At 72.4% G+C, this 17,386-nt stretch carries 16 protein-coding genes and 1 pseudogene; 12 read left to right on the top strand and 5 right to left on the bottom strand.

Annotated elements, in window-relative coordinates; translation table 11 throughout:
- Positions 1-69: 69 nt before the first annotated feature.
- Positions 70-960 (top strand): ornithine cyclodeaminase family protein, encoded by an 891-nt coding sequence (locus ABZ880_RS17885; protein WP_361263243.1) that lies wholly within the window; start codon positions 70-72, stop codon positions 958-960.
- A 145-nt stretch (positions 961-1,105) separates the two neighbouring features.
- Here the strand turns inward: ABZ880_RS17885 and ABZ880_RS17880 are convergent, their stop codons facing one another.
- A complete protein-coding gene (locus tag ABZ880_RS17880; protein WP_361263240.1) occupies positions 1,106-1,702 on the bottom strand; it encodes a short chain dehydrogenase in 597 nt (198 codons plus the stop codon).
- Positions 1,703-1,772: 70 nt separating this feature from the next.
- Between ABZ880_RS17880 and ABZ880_RS17875 the strand changes: the two genes are divergently transcribed.
- A complete protein-coding gene (locus ABZ880_RS17875; protein ID WP_361263237.1) occupies positions 1,773-2,651 on the top strand; it encodes a LysR family transcriptional regulator in 879 nt (292 codons plus the stop codon).
- A gap of 21 nt (positions 2,652-2,672) precedes the next feature.
- Here ABZ880_RS17875 and ABZ880_RS17870 read toward each other — a convergent pair whose 3' ends face one another.
- Positions 2,673-3,524, bottom strand: coding sequence for a helix-turn-helix transcriptional regulator (locus ABZ880_RS17870; protein ID WP_361263234.1), 852 nt, complete (start codon positions 3,522-3,524; stop codon positions 2,673-2,675).
- A gap of 86 nt (positions 3,525-3,610) precedes the next feature.
- Here ABZ880_RS17870 and ABZ880_RS17865 point away from each other — a divergent pair, with 86 nt between their 5' ends.
- On the top strand, positions 3,611-4,402 hold the full coding sequence (locus ABZ880_RS17865; RefSeq protein ID WP_361263231.1) for a glucose 1-dehydrogenase: 792 nt from the start codon (positions 3,611-3,613) through the stop codon (positions 4,400-4,402).
- A gap of 35 nt (positions 4,403-4,437) precedes the next feature.
- Here the strand turns inward: ABZ880_RS17865 and ABZ880_RS17860 are convergent, their stop codons facing one another.
- Both ABZ880_RS17860 and ABZ880_RS17855 read right to left on the bottom strand, forming a co-directional pair.
- Positions 4,438-5,340: a TIGR01777 family oxidoreductase gene (locus tag ABZ880_RS17860; protein ID WP_361263228.1), complete on the bottom strand. Its 903-nt coding sequence runs from the start codon at positions 5,338-5,340 to the stop codon at positions 4,438-4,440.
- Between the two features lie 199 nt (positions 5,341-5,539).
- Positions 5,540-5,696: pseudogene (locus ABZ880_RS17855) on the bottom strand (AraC family transcriptional regulator); the annotation flags it as partial.
- Between the two features lie 74 nt (positions 5,697-5,770).
- Here ABZ880_RS17855 and ABZ880_RS17850 point away from each other — a divergent pair.
- Positions 5,771-6,592 carry a DUF1684 domain-containing protein gene (locus tag ABZ880_RS17850; RefSeq protein ID WP_361263225.1) on the top strand — a complete coding sequence of 274 codons (822 nt, stop codon included), beginning with the start codon at positions 5,771-5,773 and terminating at the stop codon, positions 6,590-6,592.
- A gap of 34 nt (positions 6,593-6,626) precedes the next feature.
- Here the strand turns inward: ABZ880_RS17850 and ABZ880_RS17845 are convergent, their stop codons facing one another.
- Positions 6,627-7,832 carry a cysteine desulfurase-like protein gene (locus ABZ880_RS17845; protein ID WP_361263222.1) on the bottom strand — a complete coding sequence of 402 codons (1,206 nt, stop codon included), beginning with the start codon at positions 7,830-7,832 and terminating at the stop codon, positions 6,627-6,629.
- 193 nt (positions 7,833-8,025) lie between these two features.
- Here ABZ880_RS17845 and ABZ880_RS17840 point away from each other — a divergent pair, with 193 nt between their 5' ends.
- The 8 genes from ABZ880_RS17840 to ABZ880_RS17805 all read left to right on the top strand — a co-directional run bounded on the left by ABZ880_RS17840 (position 8,026) and on the right by ABZ880_RS17805 (position 17,386).
- Positions 8,026-9,423, top strand: a complete 1,398-nt coding sequence (locus ABZ880_RS17840; protein WP_361263219.1) for a hypothetical protein — start codon at positions 8,026-8,028, stop codon at positions 9,421-9,423.
- 80 nt (positions 9,424-9,503) lie between these two features.
- Positions 9,504-10,748, top strand: a complete 1,245-nt coding sequence (locus tag ABZ880_RS17835) for an AAA family ATPase (protein ID WP_361263216.1) — start codon at positions 9,504-9,506, stop codon at positions 10,746-10,748.
- The gene (locus tag ABZ880_RS17830) at positions 10,745-11,989 is read left to right on the top strand and encodes a VWA-like domain-containing protein (RefSeq protein WP_361263213.1); all 1,245 of its coding nucleotides are present in this window, start codon (positions 10,745-10,747) and stop codon (positions 11,987-11,989) included. The genes ABZ880_RS17835 and ABZ880_RS17830 overlap by 4 nt, the downstream gene beginning before the upstream one ends.
- A 111-nt stretch (positions 11,990-12,100) precedes the next feature.
- The gene (locus ABZ880_RS17825; protein WP_361263482.1) at positions 12,101-13,366 is read left to right on the top strand and encodes a glycosyltransferase family 4 protein; all 1,266 of its coding nucleotides are present in this window, start codon (positions 12,101-12,103) and stop codon (positions 13,364-13,366) included.
- On the top strand, positions 13,363-14,169 hold the full coding sequence (locus ABZ880_RS17820; protein WP_361263210.1) for a hypothetical protein: 807 nt from the start codon (positions 13,363-13,365) through the stop codon (positions 14,167-14,169). Before ABZ880_RS17825 ends, ABZ880_RS17820 begins: the two co-directional genes overlap by 4 nt.
- A gap of 171 nt (positions 14,170-14,340) precedes the next feature.
- Entirely contained in the window at positions 14,341-15,639 is a 1,299-nt protein-coding gene (locus ABZ880_RS17815; protein ID WP_361263207.1) for an extracellular solute-binding protein, read from the top strand.
- Positions 15,636-16,508: a sugar ABC transporter permease gene (locus tag ABZ880_RS17810; protein WP_361263204.1), complete on the top strand. Its 873-nt coding sequence runs from the start codon at positions 15,636-15,638 to the stop codon at positions 16,506-16,508. Before ABZ880_RS17815 ends, ABZ880_RS17810 begins: the two co-directional genes overlap by 4 nt.
- Entirely contained in the window at positions 16,505-17,386 is an 882-nt protein-coding gene (locus tag ABZ880_RS17805; RefSeq protein ID WP_361263201.1) for a carbohydrate ABC transporter permease, read from the top strand. Before ABZ880_RS17810 ends, ABZ880_RS17805 begins: the two co-directional genes overlap by 4 nt.

Raw genomic sequence — 17,386 nt, 5'->3', positions numbered from 1 at the left:
GCCTGACCGGTCCGCATCGTGGGGAGGACCCGGTCGGACATGATCGGCCGGCAAGGAGGGGTTCCAGCTGTGATCACCGTTCTGGAGGGAGCGCCGCCCATGGAGGCGGCGATCGGCGCCCTGCGCTCGAGCCTGCTCGGCGGGCTCGATCCGGAGGCCGGTCCGCCGCGCTCGGTCGTCCCGGTGCCACGTGGGCAGTTGCTGGTCATGCCGGCCCAGTGGGGCTCGTACGTCGGGGTCAAGGTGGTGAGCGCCGCGCCGGACAACCCGGCCCGGGGGCTGCCCCGGATCCAGGGCAACTACCTGCTGCTGGACGGCGAGACGCTCGCCCCGCTGGCCCTGCTCGACGGGATCGCCCTCACGAATGTGCGCACCGCGGCGGTTTCGGCGGTGGCCGCCGACGCGCTGGCCACGCCGGACGCGAGCCGGCTGGTGCTGTTCGGGACGGGGCCACAGGCGCGGTCGCATCTGGAGGCCCTGCGGTGCGTCCGACCGGTGCGGGACGTCGTGGTCGTCGGCCGGGACGCCGTGCGGACCCGTGCGTTCGCGGAGGAGACCGGGGCGCGGGTCGGCACCGCGGACGACGTGGCGCACGCGGACCTCGTCGCCTGCTGCACCACGGCGCGCACACCCGTGTTCGACGGCTCGCTGCTGCCCGCGCACGCGACCGTGGTGGCCGTCGGTTCGCACGAGCCGGAGGCCCGGGAGGTCGACGAGACGGCGGTCGGTCGTTCGACGGTGGTGGTGGAGGCGGCTTCGGCGGCGCTGCGGGAGGCCGGTGACATCGTTCAGGCGGTCGAGGCGGGGGCTGTCGATCCCGGGGCGTTGGTGGGTCTCGCCGATCTCGTGCGCGGCAAGGCCCAACTCGCGCCGGACAGGCCGCGGTTGTTCAAGAGCGTGGGCATGGCCTGGGAGGACCTGGTGGTGGCCGCGGCACACTTCGAGGCGGCGCGGGCATGACGGTGACACTCCAGGGTGCCGGCGGTGTGCGGCGCAGTACTCGGTCGATGCGTCGAACTTCCGGCGGGTCCCGCCGGCGGTGGTGTTCCCGCGGCAACGGCGGCACATTCTCCTCCCGCTACCTCAACGGGCTGCCGGTACGTCCCTACAAGGCGTAGATCTGCCCGGTCTGGGCGCCCTCCACGGATCGCACGTACGCCTGGGTCACGTCGGCGAGATCCACCGGCGGCATCCCCGGGAAGTAGTCGCCGTACTCGGCGAGGCTCTCGGTGAAGACCGTCGGGCTGACCGCGTTGATGCGCTGCGGGGCGATCTCGATGGCGGCGGCGCGCACGAACGCCTCCAGCGCGCCGTTGGCCATGGAGGCCGCGCTGCCGGTGGGGATCGGCTCGCGGGCGAGCACGCCGGTGATCAGGGTGAAGGAGCCGCGCTCGGCGATGCGCGGGACGCCCTGGCGCACCAGGTCGATCTGGCTGAGCACCTTGCCGTGGAAGGCGGCCAGATAGTCCTCGGGGGTCATCTCGGTGACCGGCTTGTACGGCACGTGCCCGGCCGCGCCGACCACCGCGTCCACCCGGCCGGCGCGGTCGTACAGCTCGGTGACCTGCGCCGGGTCGGTGATGTCGTAACGCAGATCGCCGCCGCTGCGGCCCACGGTGAGGACCTCGTGGCCGCGGGTGTCCAGTGCCTTGTGGAGAGCCGCGCCGAGCGTGCCGGTGGCGCCGATGAGCAGAATCTTCATGACTGCGACGGTAGGTCCGGCCCCCGGCGGGAGGGAAATACCTTCCGGTGAGCACTTATGCTTCATGGTTATGAATGTGGAGCTACGGCATCTGCGGGCACTCGCGGCGATCGGCGACGAGGGCTCCATCACCGGTGCCGCGGCCGTGCTCCACATCAGCCAGCCCGCCCTCTCGCGCACCCTGGAGCAGCTGGAGAGCAGGGTCGGCGTGCGGCTGGTGGACCGCACCACCCGCACCCTGTCCCTCACCGACGCCGGTCAACGACTGTATGAACGCGCCCACTTGATCCTCCATCAGCTCGACGACGCGCTGACGGAGGCCGCCGCGGGAGTGCGGCCGCTGCGGATCGGTTTCGCCTGGGCGGCGCTCGGCGACCTCACCGTGCCGCTGCTGCGCACCTGGCGCGAGGAGCATCCCGGGACCCCGGTGCAGGTGCACCGCCGTGACGATCCGGAGGCGGCGCTGCGGCGCGGGGAGATCGACGCGGCGCTCCTGCGCACCGAGCCCGCTCCCGGCGCCGCCCTCGAGGTGCGGCCGCTGTACCGGGAGCGGCGCATGGCCGCCGTACCCGACGGTGATCCGCTGGCCGGGCGCCCGGCGGTGCGGCTGACGGATCTCGCCGACCGTTCGGTGGTGCTGTGTGCGACGGCCGCCACCACCGCCGATCTCTGGCCCGAGGGGCGGCGCCCCCGCACGTTCGAGGTGGCCAACGTCGACGAATGGCTCACCGTGATCGCCACGGGAGAGGCGGTCGGCGTCACCGCGGAGGCCACCGAGCAGAGCCATCCGCACGCGGGCGTGCGCTATCTGCCCCTGGCGGACGTGCCGCCCGTGACGGTCCGCATGGCCTGGCCGAGCACTCCCACCCACCCGGCCACGCTCGCCTTTCTTCGTCATCTGCAGGCCATGACGGGTGGGCCGGTGGACGCCTCGGCCCCACGGTCCTGACCCAGCCCCGTCAGGAGGTCGTCAGCCGGCCACGCCCATGCGCTGCGTCCCGACGACCGACAGCAGGCGCAGTGCCTCCTCGGACGGTGAGCCGGGGGCGGCCGTGTAGATGACGACGCGCTGGTCGCGGTCGACGATGTCGAGGACGTCGCAGTTGACGGTGACCGGGCCGACGACGGGGTGGTCGAAGGTCTTGCAGAGGGTGGGCGCGGCGGTCACGTCGTGGGCGGCCCACAACCGGGCGAACTCCTCGCTGCCGGCGCGGAGTTCCTCGACCAGCGCGGTCACCTCGGGGTCGTCGGGGTAGCGGGCCGCGGTGGCGCGCAGGTGCTGGACCGAGGATCGGGCGAACTCCTCCGCGTCCGAGACGCCGTACAGCCGACCGCCCTCCCGGTGCGGCCCGAGGAAGGCGCGCCGCACGAGGTTGCGGTCGCGGCGGGACAGGGCGGAGAAGTCCTCCATGAGGGCGGCGGCCAGGTCGTTCCAGGCGATGACCTCGTGGCTCGCCGAGAGCACGATCGCCGCGGCCTGCGGCAGCCGGTGCAGGAGGTCGACGATGCTCTGCCGGACCTCCCGCGAGGGTCCCGGCGGCGGCCCCTGCGGTGTGCCCGCGAGGTCGTGCAGGTGGCCGCGTTCGGCGTCCGACAGGCGCAGGGCGCGGGCGAGTTGGGCGAGCACCTCGCGGGAGGGGTGCGGGGCACGCGCCTGTTCCAGACGGGTGTAGTACTCGGTCGAGATGTACGCCAGCTGTGCCACCTCCTCGCGCCGCAGCCCGGGGGTGCGGCGCCGCGGCCCGGCGGCCAGCCCCACCTCGGCGGGGGTGATGCGCTCGCGTCGGCTGCGCAGGAAGTCGGCCAGCTCTTGTCGGTCCACCCGTCCAGTGTGCGCGGATGCCGTGGGCGTAGCCAGGTACCGCCGATGCCTGGATGAGGAGTGCGGGCGGACGCAGGCTCGATGCCATGAACGACACATCGATCACGTCCACCACGTCCCCCGGTCTGCTTGCCGGCAAGGTCGCCTTCGTCACGGGTGCCGGTCGCGGCATCGGCGCCGCCGCGGCGCGGCTGTTCGCCCGCGAGGGTGCCCGGGTGCTGCTCGCGGCCCGTACGGAGGCCCAGCTCAAGGCGGTGACGGAGGACATACGGGCGGCCGGCGGCACCGCGGAGTACGTGCGCTGCGACCTGGCCGACCCGGCGAGCGTCCGGGCCGCGGTCGACCGGGCCGTGGAGCTGTACGGCCGGCTCGACGTCGCCTTCAACAACGGCGCCACGGCCCAGCAGCCCGGCCCGATGGACCGGCTGCCGGAGGCCGACTTCGACCATGTCCTGGCGGTCAACCTCAAGGGCCCGTGGCTGGCCATGAGCGCCGAGGTCGCCGCGATCCGGGCCACCGCCGGCCGCGGGGCCATCGTCAACAACTCCAGCGTCGGCAGCCTGATGGGCAACCCGTGGCTGCCGGTGTACGGAGCGGCGAAGCGGGCGGTCAACAGCCTTACCGCGTCGGCCGCCGTCACCTACGGTCCGGAGGGCATCCGCGTCAACGCGATCGCGCCCGGCACGACACTCACCGAGATGATCGACCACTGGGAGGCCAACTCCCCGGGCATCATCGACCAGTTGACCGCACAGACCCCGCTGGGCCGGGCCGCCGACCCGCACGAGATCGCCGAGGCCGCCGCCTGGCTCCTGAGCGACCGCGCCTCCTACGTGACCGGTGTGGTCCTCAGCGTCGACGGCGGCAGCCGGGCCTGAGCCGCGCATCCGGGCCGTACGTCAGGATCGTCCCGTCAGTGCACCGCCGAGCTCAACGCCGCCTCGAAGGTGGGGTGTTCGAAGGTGAAGCCCGATTCCAGGAGGCGTCCGGGCACCACCCGCTGGCTCATCAGGATGCCGTCGGCGAACTCGCCGAGCACGAGGCGCAGGGCGAGGCCGGGGACGGGCAGGATCGTGGGGCGGTGCAGGGTCCTGCCGATGGTGGCGGTGATGTCCCGGTTGGTCGCGGGGTGCGGTGCGGTCACGTTGACCGGGCCGTTGACCGAGTCCGTGTCGATCAGGTGCCGCAGGGCGCGGACCGTGTCGGGCAGGGAGATGTAGCTCCAGTACTGGCGGCCGCTGCCCAGCCGCCCGCCGAGTCCGGCGCGCGCCAGCGGCAGCAGGCGGCCCATCGCGCCGCCCCGGGGGGACACGACGATCCCGAAACGGGTGGTGACGACCCGGGTGCCGGCCGCCCGGGCGCCCTCGGCGGCGGCTTCCCAGTCCTGGCACACCCCGGCCAGGAAGTCGTCACCGGGGGCGGCCGACTCGTCGACCAGGGCCTCGCCCGTCTCGCCGTAGTAGCCGACCGCGGATCCCGACACGAACACCGGCGGCGGCTTCTCGCAGCCGCCGATCGCCGTGGCCAGGGCGGTCGTGCCGCGCACCCGGCTGTCGTGGATCTCCCGCTTGTACTCGGCGGTCCAGCGGCGGTCGCCGACCCCGGCGCCGGCCAGCCCGACCACCGCGTCCGCGCCGTCGAGCACCGCCGGGTCCACCGCGCCGGACTGTGGGTCCCACCGCGCCTCGTGGCTGCCGTCGGGCCGGGTCTGCGGCTCCCGCCGGACGAGTCGGGTCACCCGGTGACCGTCGGCCAGCAGCGACGCGGACAGCGCACCGCCGATCAATCCTGAGGAACCACTGATGACGACGTGCATGGGAACCGGCCTCGATCCGGGCGTGAGCGACCATCCGACGTGCTTGAGAATTCAAACACAAAGTCACTGTAACCCACCGCCCATACGTCGGCGGGGCCAGGACTCCCCCGTGGTCCTGGCCCCGCCCGGTCCGCTCACCTGCGCTGATCACAAGGATGCGCGGACGGTCACCGCTGTGTCGTTGGCGGACGGTGCACAGCTACTTGGCTGAGAGTCCACTGCTGGCACGTGCACGGTGTTCGCTCGGCGGGACGCCGTAGGCCGGGCGGAAAGGCCCGGGTGAACTCGGCGGCGCGGGGGAAGCCCCAACGCGCGGCGACGACATGGATCGGCGTCGCGCCCAGCGCCGGATCGGCGTCGCTGTTCGGGATGACATGTGCGGGCGCGGTGGTTGCACGAAGCACATCCAGTGCAGCGAGAGGGAGCCGGCATGACCGTCCAGGACGTCGACCGCGCGAGCTTCGTACAGGAATGGCAGGAGTGGCACCGGCAGAAGGAAGCGGTGCTGTCCGATCCGCACGGGTTCCTCGCGATCACCAGCCTGCGCTGGCTGACCGAGCGGCCGACCCGCTTCGAGGACGCCCCGGGAGCCTGGTCGAGCACCGCCGACGGGGTGGTGGTCGAGCTGGACGAAGGCGAGGAGATCACCCTCGACGACCAACCGGTGCGCGGCCGCCACGACTTCGGTGTCCTCGCCGAACGCAGCAGTGTGTACGTCGGCTGGGGCGACGCGGTGATCGAGGTCGCCAAGCGCGGCGGCAACGACATCGTGCGGCCCCGCCACCCCGGCAACCCGCTGCGCACGGCCTTCACCCGCACCCCGGCCTACGAGCCCGACCCGCGCTGGGTCCGCCCCGGCCGGTTCCTGCCCTTCGACTCCCCGCGCGCGGTGACCGTGGGCGCCGCCGTCGAGGGCCTGGAGCACGTCTACGACTCCCCCGGCCGGGTCGAGTTCGAACTGGACGGTGAGCACTACCGCCTCACCGCGTTCAACGGCCGGACGCCCGGCGCCCTGATGGTGCTGTTCACCGACAAGACCTCGGGCGTGACCACGTACGCGGCGAACCGCTCCCTGCAGATCGCCGCCCCCGACACCGAGGGCCGGGTGACCATCGACTTCAACCGCGCCGCCAACCTGCCCTGCGCCTACACGGACCTGGCGACCTGCCCCCTGCCGCCGACGGAGAACCGGCTGCCGGTGGCCATCGAGACGGGCGAGAAGATCCCCCTGGAGCGCGGCGGCCGGGCCTGAGGAGGTTGCCTTACGGCACCGCCGCCCCGCCCGCTCACTGCGCCAGGAAGTCGCCCAGTGCGGTGAGCAGCCGGTCGACGTCCTCCGAGCTGTTGTAGGGCGCGAGGCCGATACGCAGGCCGCCGGTGTCGCCGAGGCCGAGGCGGCGGGAGGCCTCGATGGCGTAGAAGGAGCCGGACGGCGCGTGGACCTTGCGTTCCGCGAGGTAGGCGTAGGCGTCGGTCGTGCTGTGGTTCTCGAAGGTCAGCAGCAGGGTCGGCGTGCGGTCGGCCGCCCTGGAGTGGACCACGACGCCCGGGAGTGCGGAGATCCCCTTGTCGAGCTGTGTGCGCAGCGTCTGTTCGTGCGCTTCGAGTGCCGTGTACGCGGCGAGCAGGCGCTGCCGTCGCGTTCCGGTGGCGCTCGGGTCGAGGCCGGCCAGGAAGTCGACCGCCGCCCTGGTGCCGGCGAGGAACTCGTAGGGCAGGGTGCCCAGTTCGAAGCGCTCGGGGACCACGTCGGTCGAGGGCAGGAGCTTGTCCGGCCGCAGGGTTTCCAGCAACTCCGGCCGGGCGGCCAGGACTCCGTGGTGCGGGCCGAGGAACTTGTACGCCGAGCAGACGAAGAAGTCCGCGCCGAGCTGCTCCAGGGCGACCGGCGAGTGGGCGGTGTAGTGGACGCCGTCGACGAAGGTCAGTGCGCCCATCTCATGGGCCAGTCGGGAGATCTCGGCGATCGCGGGCCGCGTTCCGATCAGGTTGGAGGCGGCGGTGACGGCGACCAGCCGGGTGCGCTCGGAGAGCACCGCGCGGATGTCGTCGACGGTCAACTCCCCCGTCTCCGGGGTGAAGTCGGCCCAGCGCACGGTGGCACCGGCCTGCGCCGCGGCCTGCACCCAGGGGCGGATGTTGGCGTCGTGGTCGAGGCGGGTGACGACCACCTCGTCACCGGGCGACCAGGTCCTGGCGAGGGTGCGGGAGAAGTCGTAGACGAGCTGGGTGGCGCTGCGGCCGAACACGATCCCCGACGGCTGCGCGTCCAGCAGGTCGGCCACGGCCCGACGGGTCTCGGTGACGATCGCCTCGGCGTTGCGCTCGCCCTCCGCCGTGTGGCCCCGGTTCGACAGGGGGTGGGACAGCGCGTCGGCGACGGCCGCGATGACGGGCTGGGGGGTCTGGGTGCCGCCGGGGCCGTCGAAGTGGGCGATTCCGGCTTTCAGGGCGGGGAATTGGGAGCGGAGGGCGGTGATGTCGTACGTCACGGGAAGCTCCTGGGGATGCCGGGCCGGGGCAAAAGATCCTCCGCGATCGCGGGCGGCTCGGCAACCCGGCCTCCCAGCGAAAGATCGACAAAAAATACGTGGCGGCCCGCGACGAGCGCCCGATACGCTCACCCGCGATGACCACTGACTCTGTTGGCAGATTGGGGGTCCCGTCCGCGCAAGGTGAGTGCTGATGCCCACCGAGACCGCGAACGGGGATTCCCGCCTTTCCTTCTGGCTGCGCGTGCGCGAGTTCGCCGTGCCGCCCTCCATGATCGAGACCGCGACCGCCCGCCGCCTCGCCGGTGACTGGGCGGGGGCGTGCGCCGCCGCGGGCATCGACGTCGATCTGAGCGTGCGTGCCGTGGCGCGCGCGTACGGCCGCGACGTCGCGACCCGACTCCGGGCGGATCTACGCCAGTTGGTGCCGGAGCTGCTGCGCTGGCACATGCCGAGGGTCGCTCCGCACGGGCTGCTGCGCCCGGGCCTGACCCTCGCTCTGGCCCGCTACGACACCTCGGGACCGGACGGCGAGCGCACGGTGCAGCTCGTGGTGCGGACCCCGCCGGCCTGGGCCGACGGCGGTCAGCGGATCAGCCTCGCGCTGTGGGACGGCTCCCATGCCGACCACGGCGCCCGCCGTCATCCGCATCCCCATCCCAGCCGGCGCTTCCGCCTCGACCTGCACCGTCATCTGTGGGACGCGCGCAGGACCGATGAGCTGCGGGTCCGGTCCGGGGCGGATCGGCCGACCGCCGGCCGACCCCTCGTGGCGGGCGCGGGGCTGCTGCGGTCGGTGCCGCAGGGACACCGCTGTGCCGTGGAGCGTTGGGCGGCCGAGGCGGGAATTCTGCTACGGGCCGAGGGGCGCCCCAGGTCCGCCGGTGCCGTTCTCGTGCGGCTCGGGGGCCGGCATCGGCTGGCCTTGGAGGCGACCGGGGAGCGCTGCTCGCCCAAGGTGCGGATCGCGGCGGCGCCACCGGACGGCGGCGCGGGCGTGCTCCCCGTCCTGCCCGACGCGGCGACCTGGACACCGCCCGATCTGGAACTGCTCCGCAGCGGTGCGATCGACGCCGAGCGGCTGCACCCGCTGGTCGCCTCCGCTCTCGTACCGGATCACCTGCCGACCGGTCCACCCGGGCCTGAGGACCGGCCGGGACAGCCGCATCTGGTGGAGTGCCGGGGCGCGCGACACCGGATCGCTCTGGTCGAGGGGGTGCTGGCCCCGTTGGACCACGACCCGGCCGAGATCCGGCGGGAGGAACTGCTGGTCGCACTGACCGGCACTCCGCTTCCCTGCCTCCAGGCGATCGACGCGGCGCACCGCCGCCCGGACTGTCTCACCGGTGTCCGCGAACGCCTGGACCACGGCGACGTCGCCGGCGCGCTGGCCGTCGTAGAGGGCCTGCTGGGCCCCGAGGCGGTGCTGCGCGACGGCCCGCTGCGGGACGAACTCGAGGCGGCCGCGCAGCGGCGGATCACCTACGGGCTGTACCGGTCGGGTCTGGTCGGCCCGGGGCCCGACCGCATCCGTCCGGGCCTTCCCCGTCCCCGCAGCCACCGCACGCACCCGCGCCACACGTTCGCCTGACCCGGGGCCTCGCTCCCCTTTTCCTCCCGCGCCTCCGCGTCCGTCCATCGCGCTCGCCACGAACCCAAAGGTGATCACTTATGCCCACAAGCACCCTGTCCGTCCCTGCCCCCACCACCCAACTCGACGTCGCCGACGGCCTGTTGACCCTGCTGCGCGACTCGACCACCGAACCGCGCCCCGACATCCAACTGGAGGCCCTGACGCTCGCCGTGGCCGCCGATCTGCCCGTGCTGCTGTGGGGTGAGCCGGGGATCGGCAAGACCGCGGCACTGACTCAGCTGGCCGCGGCCCTGGACCTGCCGCTGACCACGGTGATCGCCAGTGTGCACGAGCCGTCCGACTTCTCGGGGCTGCCGATCGTCGGGGACGATCCCGCGGAACAGGGCGTCCCGATGGCCCCGCCGGACTGGGCGGTCCGTCTGGTCCGGGCCGGCCGGGGGCTGCTGTTCCTGGACGAACTGTCCACCGCGCCGCCGGCCGTGCAGTCCGCGCTGCTCCGGCTGGTGCTGGAGCGGCGGATCGGCTCCCTCCAACTGCCGCCCGGCGTGAGGATCGTGGCCGCCGCCAACCCGCGGTCCTCGGCGGCCGACGGCTGGGAGCTGAGCCCGCCGCTGGCCAACCGGTTCGTGCACCTGCAGTGGACCCACGACCACGAGGTCGTCGTACGGGGCCTGGGCGGGACCTGGCCGCGGGCGACCCTGCCGCGCCTCACGCCGGAGAAGCTGCCGGAGGCGGTGGACTTCGCCCGCCGCGCGGTGTGCGGGCTGCTCGGCGCCCGTCCCAAGCTCGTGCACCAGCTGCCCAGCAGCGAGACGCGACGAGGCGGTGCCTGGCCGTCGCCCCGCAGCTGGGAGATGGCCCTGTGCCTGATCGCCTTCGCGACCGCGGCCGGCTCCTCCCGGGAGGTGCTCTCGCTGCTGGTCAGGGGCACGGTGGGCGACGGTCCGGGGCTGGAGCTGCTGGCGAGCCTGGACCGGATGGACCTCCCGGACCCCGAGGACGTCCTCGCCGACCCGCTCGGTGCCGAGCTGCCCGAGCGCGGGGATCTGCGCCAGGCCGTGCTCGACGGTGTCGTGGCCGCGGTGCGCCTGCGCCCGGACAAGTCCCGCTGGGACGCGGCATGGACGCTGCTGGTCCGGGCGGTGGAGACCGGCGCCCCCGACCTGGTCGTCGTCCCGGCGACCACCCTCGCGACGCTGCGCCGCGAGGACTGGGACGTACCGGAGTCGATCGAGAAGCTCGCCGGAGTGGTGACCCTGTCCCGGCGGGCGGACCAGGCGGCGGCCCGCGCCGCAACAGCCGCCACGAAGGTGCGCCGATGACGGCCGCCGACGCGCCGGGCACGCTGGACCTGGACAAGCTCTTCGCCGCCCGCCTCCAGGCCGCCCGCGCCCGGCCCTACCTCGCCACCGCCCTGTTCGCCCTGCACACCGTCGAGTCGAACCACGTACCGACGATGGGCGTCGACCGGCACTGGCGCTGCTATGTCTCGCCGGCGTTCGTGGAACGGACTCCCGTCGAGGAGCTCGCGAGCGTATGGGTGCACGAGGTCTCGCACCTGCTCCGCGACCACCACGGCCGCAGCGACCGGGTCGCGCGCGAGCGCGGGCTGACCGGCCCCGGCGAACGGCTGCGGATGAACATCGCCGCTGACTGCGAGATCAACGACGACGCGTTCGGCGAAGGACTCGTCCAGCCCGAAGGCGCCGTCGTGCCGAGGACGTTGCAGCTGCCGGAGGGGCAGCTCATGGAGGACTATCTGCGCCAGTTCCGGCTGGGCCCGCGCACACAGCTGCATGCCTGGCTGGACTGCGGCAGCGGCGCCGACGGACTGGACCGGGAGTGGGAGCTGGGTCCGGACGGCGCCCACGGCCTGAGCAGGCAGGAGCGGGACGCGGTGCGGTTCCGGGTGGCGCAGGGCATCAAGGGCCGTCCGGGCAGCGCCCCGGAGGGATGGCAGCGCTGGGCGGAGGAGGCGTTCCATCCGCCGCAGCCGTGGCGGGAGTTGCTGGGCGCGGCGGTCCGCTCGGCGGCCTCGGCGCCGGGCGCGGGCGAGGACTACACCTACGGCCGGCCCTCGCGGCGCTCGGCCGGACTGCCCGGCGTCGTCCTGCCGAGCCTGCGGCGCAGACCGCCCCGGGTCAGCGTGATCATCGACACCTCCGGGTCGGTCAGCGACGCCGAACTGGGCAGTGCCCTCCTGGAGGTTGCCGCGATCTCCCGAGCCGTGGGCGGACGCCGCGACCTGGTCACCGTGGTCCCGTGCGACGCGGCGGCGAGGATCGCCCACCCGCTGTGCCGTGCCGAGGGCATTCCGCTGGTGGGCGGCGGCGGCACGGATCTGCGCACGGGCTTCGCCAAGGCGCTGCGCACCCGGCCCCGCCCCGATGTCGTCGTGGCCCTGACCGACGGCCAGACCCCCTGGCCGAGCACCCGGCCGCCGTGCCGGACGGTGGTCGGTCTGTTCCCCCGGCGGGACTACGACGAGGGATGGCGCGAGGACGACCCCGACTACGTGCCGGACTCGCCGCCCGCCTGGGCACATGTGGTCCACATCGGGTAGCCGCCCGCGGCCCGGTGACTCCCCGTCAGGAAGCCACGGACAAGTTACGAAGATTCAAACGAAGTGGTAACAGGCGGCAACCGTAGGGAAGTTGCCGTGGTCCACCCCACCATGAAGATCTCTTTTCTGCTGCACAACGCCTACGGGATCGGAGGCACCATCACCACCACCTTCAACCTGGCCCACGCACTGGCCGAACGGCACGAGGTGGAGATCGTCTCCGTGCTACGTCACCGGGAGCGCCCCAACCTCACCCTGGACCCGCGGGTGAGGCTGCGGCCGCTGGTGGACCTCCGGCACGAGAAGGGGCACGCGTTACATCTCAGACCGGCCCGGGTGTTCCCGCGCGCCGAGTACCGGTACGGGCAGTACAGCGAGTTGACCGACCGTCGGATCGGCGAGTGCCTGGCCGCGATCGACGCGGACGCGGTGATAGGCACGCGGCCGGGGCTGAACGTACATCTGGCGCTCCAGGCCCCGCCGCACGTCGCCCGCATCGGGCAGGAGCACCTCACACTGGACAACCACTCGCCCCGGCTGCGCACCGCGCTGCGCCGCGCCTACCGCGGGCTCGACGTCGTCACCACGGTGACGGAGGCGGACGCCGCCGTCTACCGGCGCAAGATGCGGCTGCCCGGCGTACGGGTCCAGGCGCTGCCCAACAGCGTGCCGGATCCGGCGCTGCCGGCCGCGGACGGCACCTCGAAGGTGGTCGTCGCGGCCGGCCGGCTGGTCCCGGTCAAGCGCTACGACCTGCTCATCGAGGCCTTCGCCGCGGTCGCCGCCGAACACCCCGACTGGCGGCTGCGCATCTACGGCAAGGGCGAGGAGCACGACCGGCTGCGGCGGCTCATCGCGGATCTCGGCGTGTGGGACAACGTCTTCCTGATGGGTGCGGCAACACCCATGGAGGCGGAGTGGGTCAAGGGCTCGATCGGTGCGGCCGCCTCCAACTTCGAGCCGTTCGGCATGACGATCGTCGAGGCCATGCGCTGCGGCCTGCCGGTGGTGAGCACCGACTGCCCGCACGGTCCCGGCGAGATCATCGCGGACGGAGTCGACGGCCGGCTGGTGCCCGTCGGGGACCGCGAGGCGCTGGGCGCGGCCCTGCTGGAATTCGTCCGTGACGACGAGCGGCGCCGCCGTACGGGCCGCGCGGCCCTGGAGAACGCCCGCCGGTTCGCTCCCGGTCCGGTGGTCGGGCTGGCCGAACGCCTGATCTCCGAGGCGGTCTCGGCGCGCAGGGCGGGCCACCGGGTCGTCCGCGAACGCGCCCGCGTGCACCGCGTCCTGTACGGCCACGGCTTCGCCGCCCGCGACGCCGCGCACACCGCGGCGGGCAGCGTACGGCGCGCACTGCGGAAGGGGCAGCGGTGAGTACGGAAGCGCGCGTGGGCTGCGCGGTCGACGCGGACGGCCGGATCACCTTCGACGTACCGGCACGGCCCGCCGAGGGCGGGCAGTTGCTGCTACGGCTGCGCCCGAAGAAGGGACAGCCCGAAAACGCCCTGCACGTACTGGACTTGGAACCCGCCGAGGACGGTGGCCGACGCGCCGTCCTGGGCCCGGACGCCGTCCTCGCGGAGGGCCGCTGGGACGTGTACCTGCTTCGTGAGCAGGGGGCCCGGCGGGAGCGGCTGCGCCCGGGCCTGCGCGACCTGCGGGCCCTCGTCGACGGCCACCTCCGTGACCGGCCCGCACCGCTGGCCGTCCGCATCCCCTACGTCACCAAGGACGGCCATCTCGCGGTCCGGGCCTGGCTGCGCCCCGCCCACGCGGAGGCCGACGGCATCGATGTCACCGACCGCTCGATCACGCTGAGCGCACGCCTGCACGGCGCCTCGCTCCGGGACGGGGCGGCGGTGCACCTGCGGCTGCGCGGGAGCGGAGACACCGTACGGACGCCGGCGTCACGGGTCGCAGACGACGGCCGGACCTTCTCCGTCACGATCACCCACGAGGAGTTGGCCGCGGCCACGGGAGCCGGGGGCGGCGTCTGGAACGTCTTCGTCCGACCCGCACCCGAGGCCCCTCTCGTCCGCGTCGCCCGCCTCCTCGACGACGTGGCGGACCGCAAGGAGGTCTTCGTCTATCCGACGGCCACCGTCGGGGGCAGCGTGGTGCGGCCCTACTACACGGTCGACAACGACCTCTCGGTGGAGGTGAGGCAGGCCGATTGAGATGAGGCAGGGGGAACTGGGGGATTTCCGGGCAAGGCGGGGTCAATCGATTTCGCTACAAGTTCCGAAATTATTCGTGATGGCTCGGCCACGCCGCCGCAACACCGCGTTCGTAGCTTCGCTGGCAGCCAATAACGCTGCTTTCTCGCGAAATCCCCCAGGAGCCCCCGAGTGTCCAATCCCTCCAGACGTGGCGCCCTGAAACTGACCGCCGGCCTGGCGCTTCTCGGCGCCTCGGCCCTGACCGGCTGCGGCCGCGGCAGTGAGACCACGGCCGCCCAGACCTCCGCCTCGCCCATCGACAACAGCCCGGCCACCGGAAGCCTCGACGTCTGGGCCGCCCAGGGCGACGCCGACGTCCTGAACAAGGTCATCAAGCCCTTCAAGGCGGCGAACCCCGACCTCACCGTGAAGTTCACGCTGATCCCGAACGCCGAGTACTACACCAAGCTCCAGTCGGCGATCGCGGCGGGCAAGGGACCGGACGTCGCGCAGTTCTTCCCGGAGTCGCAGGCGCAGTTCCTGGACTCCTCGATCCTGCAAGCCGTGCCGGACGGTCTCGTCGACCCGGACAGCTTCTTCAAGAGCCTGTGGGACGCCGGTGTCGCCGGGGACGTCGCCTACACGGTGCCCTGGTACGCGTACACGTACGCGCTGGTCTACCGCTCCGACCTCGCCAGGAAGGCCGGCGTCAAGGCGCCGACGACCTGGGACGAGATGGTGCCGTTCCTCAAGGCGCTCCAGGGCGCGGGCGCCGGGCACGGGCTCGGGGCCGACATCGGCTGGGACATCTTCAACGGCCAGGACGTCGCGATGTACGCCTGGCAGGCGGGCGGCTCGCTGCTCTCGGGCGGCAAGTGGACCCTCGACACACCGGCGATGGTCGACGCGCTGAAGTACAACGCCTCGTTCTTCACCTCCAAGGCAGCCGACACCAGCGGGCCGACCTTCCTGGATGCCCAGCCGTACTTCGTGTCCGGGAAGACGGCCACGATGATCACCGGGCCGTGGGTGATCGGCCAGCTCGACACGACCGCCAAGAAGGACGGCTGGACGGCGTCCCATGTCGCCACCGCACCGCTGCCGGCCGGTTCGTCGAGCAGTGTCTCCTTCTCCGCGGGCGGCAGCTGGGGCGTGCTCGCCGACAGCGGGAACGCGGAGTCGGCCTGGAAGTTCGTCCGCCACCTCGCCGAGCCGAGCACCCAGGTCGCGCAGTACAAGGCGTACAGCTCGCTGCCGGCCGTCGTCTCCGCCTGGGACGACCCGGCCATCAAGGGGCAGCCGCTGCTCGACGCCTTCCTCACCCAGCTCAAGAACACACGGGCGTTCCCGCAGGTGACCACCTGGCAGCAGGTCGCCACCCGGCTGGGCAAGGAGACGGAGGCCGTCGCCAAGGGCACGCAGAGCGCCGCGAAGGCCGCCGCGAGCGTGCAGGCGTACGCCGAGAGTCTCGGCACGGGAGCGAAGTGAGGACCCGCCGGACGGCCGTCGCCTGGCTGTTCCTCGCGCCGTTCACGGTGGTGTTCCTGCTTTTCACGGCGATCCCGACCGTCTCCGCGCTCGGTTTCAGCCTCACCGATCTGCGCGGCGCGGACCTGCGTCATCCGTTCGCGGTGAACTTCACCGGCCTGGACAACTACGTCCGTCTGTTCCAGGACGACAGCTTTCTGCGGGACATCCTCAACACGGCGGTCTTCGTGGTCGTCGGGGTGCCGCTGACCATGGGCGTCGGCTTCGCGCTCGCCCTGGCGCTGAACTCCGGCATCCGGCGGCTGCGCGGCGCCTTCCGCACCGTCTTCTTCGCGCCGGTCGTCACGAACATCGTCGCGGTCGCCCTGATCTGGCGGTACGCCTTCAACCAGAACGGCACCGTCAACAAGGTGCTCGGTGCCGTCGGCCTCGCCGGGCCGAACTGGCTGGACGACACGCACCTGGCCGTGCCCGTGGTGATCGCGCTCGGCGTCTGGCGCAACTTCGGCACCGCGATGGTGCTGTTCCTCGCCGGTCTGCAGGCCATCCCGCAGGACGTGTACGAGGCCGCATCGCTCGACGGGGCCGGAAAATGGCGGCAGTTGAGGCACATCACGCTGCCGATGCTGATGCCGACCACCTTGATGGTCTCCGTCCTGCTGACCGTCTTCTACCTCCAGGTGTTCGACGAGCCGTATCTGCTCACCGACGGCGGCCCGCTCGGCTCCACCGAGTCGGTGGCGCTGTACACCTACCACCAGTTCGGGGTGGGCGAGTTGGGCGTGTCCTCGGCCGCGTCCTTCGTGATGCTCGTCCTCGTCGCCCTGGTGAGTGTCGTCCAGTTCCGACTGCTGAGGCCCCGCTCATGACCGCCGTCGCCGCGCTGCAGAAGGCCGAACCGACCGCCGAGCGGATCGCCGTCCGCCGCCGCTCCGTCTCCCGACCCGCCCTCTACGGCGCCCTGTTGCTGTGCGCGCTGCTCACGCTGCTGCCGTTCGTCTGGGTGCTCAGCGGCTCGCTGCGCAGCCTGGACGAGATCCGCTCCGACCCCGGCGCCTGGCTGCCGCACCACGTGACCCTCGACAACTTCGTCCGGCTGTTCCGGACGCAGGGCTTCGGCCGGTTCCTGGTCAACAGCGTCGTCGTCGCGGTCATGGTGGTCGTCGGCAATGTGGTGGCCGCGTCGGCGGCCGGATACGCCCTCGCCAAGCTGGAGTTCGCGGGCAGGCGGCTGGCGTTCGGCGCGGTCATGGCGGCGATGATGGTGCCGGTCACGTCGGTGTTCATCACCCAGTTCGTCATCACCGTCGACATGGGTCTCGCGGACACCCTGACCGGCATCGCACTGCCCTCGGTGGCACTTCCGCTGTCGGTGTTCATCATGCGTCAGTACGCGCTGTCGATCCCCGACGAGCTGCTGGAGGCGGCCCGGATCGACGGCGCGGGCGAGTTCCGGATCTTCTTCCGGATCTTCCTGCCGCTGGCCGGTCCCGCCGTCGCGACGATCACGATCATGTCGTTCCTGTACTCCTGGAACAACTTCATCTGGCCGCTCATCGTCGCCCAGAGCATGTCGACCTACACCCTCCCGGTGGGCCTCGCCGCCACCAGCCAGGCGGCGGCCCACGTCACCGACTACGGCCTGATGCTCGCCGGCGCGATCGTCGTGATGCTGCCGGTGCTGGTGCTCTTCCTGTTCCTGCAGCGGTACTTCGTGCAGGGCGTCGCCGGGACGGGGATGCGGTGA

The sequence above is a fragment of the Streptomyces sp. NPDC047043 genome (genome assembly GCF_040644055.1).
Taxonomy (GTDB): Bacteria; Actinomycetota; Actinomycetes; order Streptomycetales; family Streptomycetaceae; genus Streptomyces.
This window is presented reverse-complemented; position numbering and strand designations above follow the sequence as displayed.

Excerpts from the sequence above, each read along its gene's own strand:
- ABZ880_RS17880 (WP_361263240.1), bottom strand. The coding sequence starts at position 1,702 with ATGAAGATTCTGCTCATCGGCGCCACCGGCACGCTCGGCGCGGCTCTC.
- ABZ880_RS17875 (WP_361263237.1), top strand. The coding sequence starts at position 1,773 with ATGAATGTGGAGCTACGGCATCTGCGGGCACTCGCGGCGATCGGCGAC.
- ABZ880_RS17865 (WP_361263231.1), top strand. The coding sequence starts at position 3,611 with ATGAACGACACATCGATCACGTCCACCACGTCCCCCGGTCTGCTTGCC.
- ABZ880_RS17860 (WP_361263228.1), bottom strand. The coding sequence starts at position 5,340 with ATGCACGTCGTCATCAGTGGTTCCTCAGGATTGATCGGCGGTGCGCTG.
- ABZ880_RS17850 (WP_361263225.1), top strand. The coding sequence starts at position 5,771 with ATGACCGTCCAGGACGTCGACCGCGCGAGCTTCGTACAGGAATGGCAG.
- ABZ880_RS17840 (WP_361263219.1), top strand. The coding sequence starts at position 8,026 with ATGCCCACCGAGACCGCGAACGGGGATTCCCGCCTTTCCTTCTGGCTG.
- ABZ880_RS17835 (WP_361263216.1), top strand. The coding sequence starts at position 9,504 with ATGCCCACAAGCACCCTGTCCGTCCCTGCCCCCACCACCCAACTCGAC.
- ABZ880_RS17830 (WP_361263213.1), top strand. The coding sequence starts at position 10,745 with ATGACGGCCGCCGACGCGCCGGGCACGCTGGACCTGGACAAGCTCTTC.
- ABZ880_RS17825 (WP_361263482.1), top strand. The coding sequence starts at position 12,101 with ATGAAGATCTCTTTTCTGCTGCACAACGCCTACGGGATCGGAGGCACC.
- ABZ880_RS17805 (WP_361263201.1), top strand. The coding sequence starts at position 16,505 with ATGACCGCCGTCGCCGCGCTGCAGAAGGCCGAACCGACCGCCGAGCGG.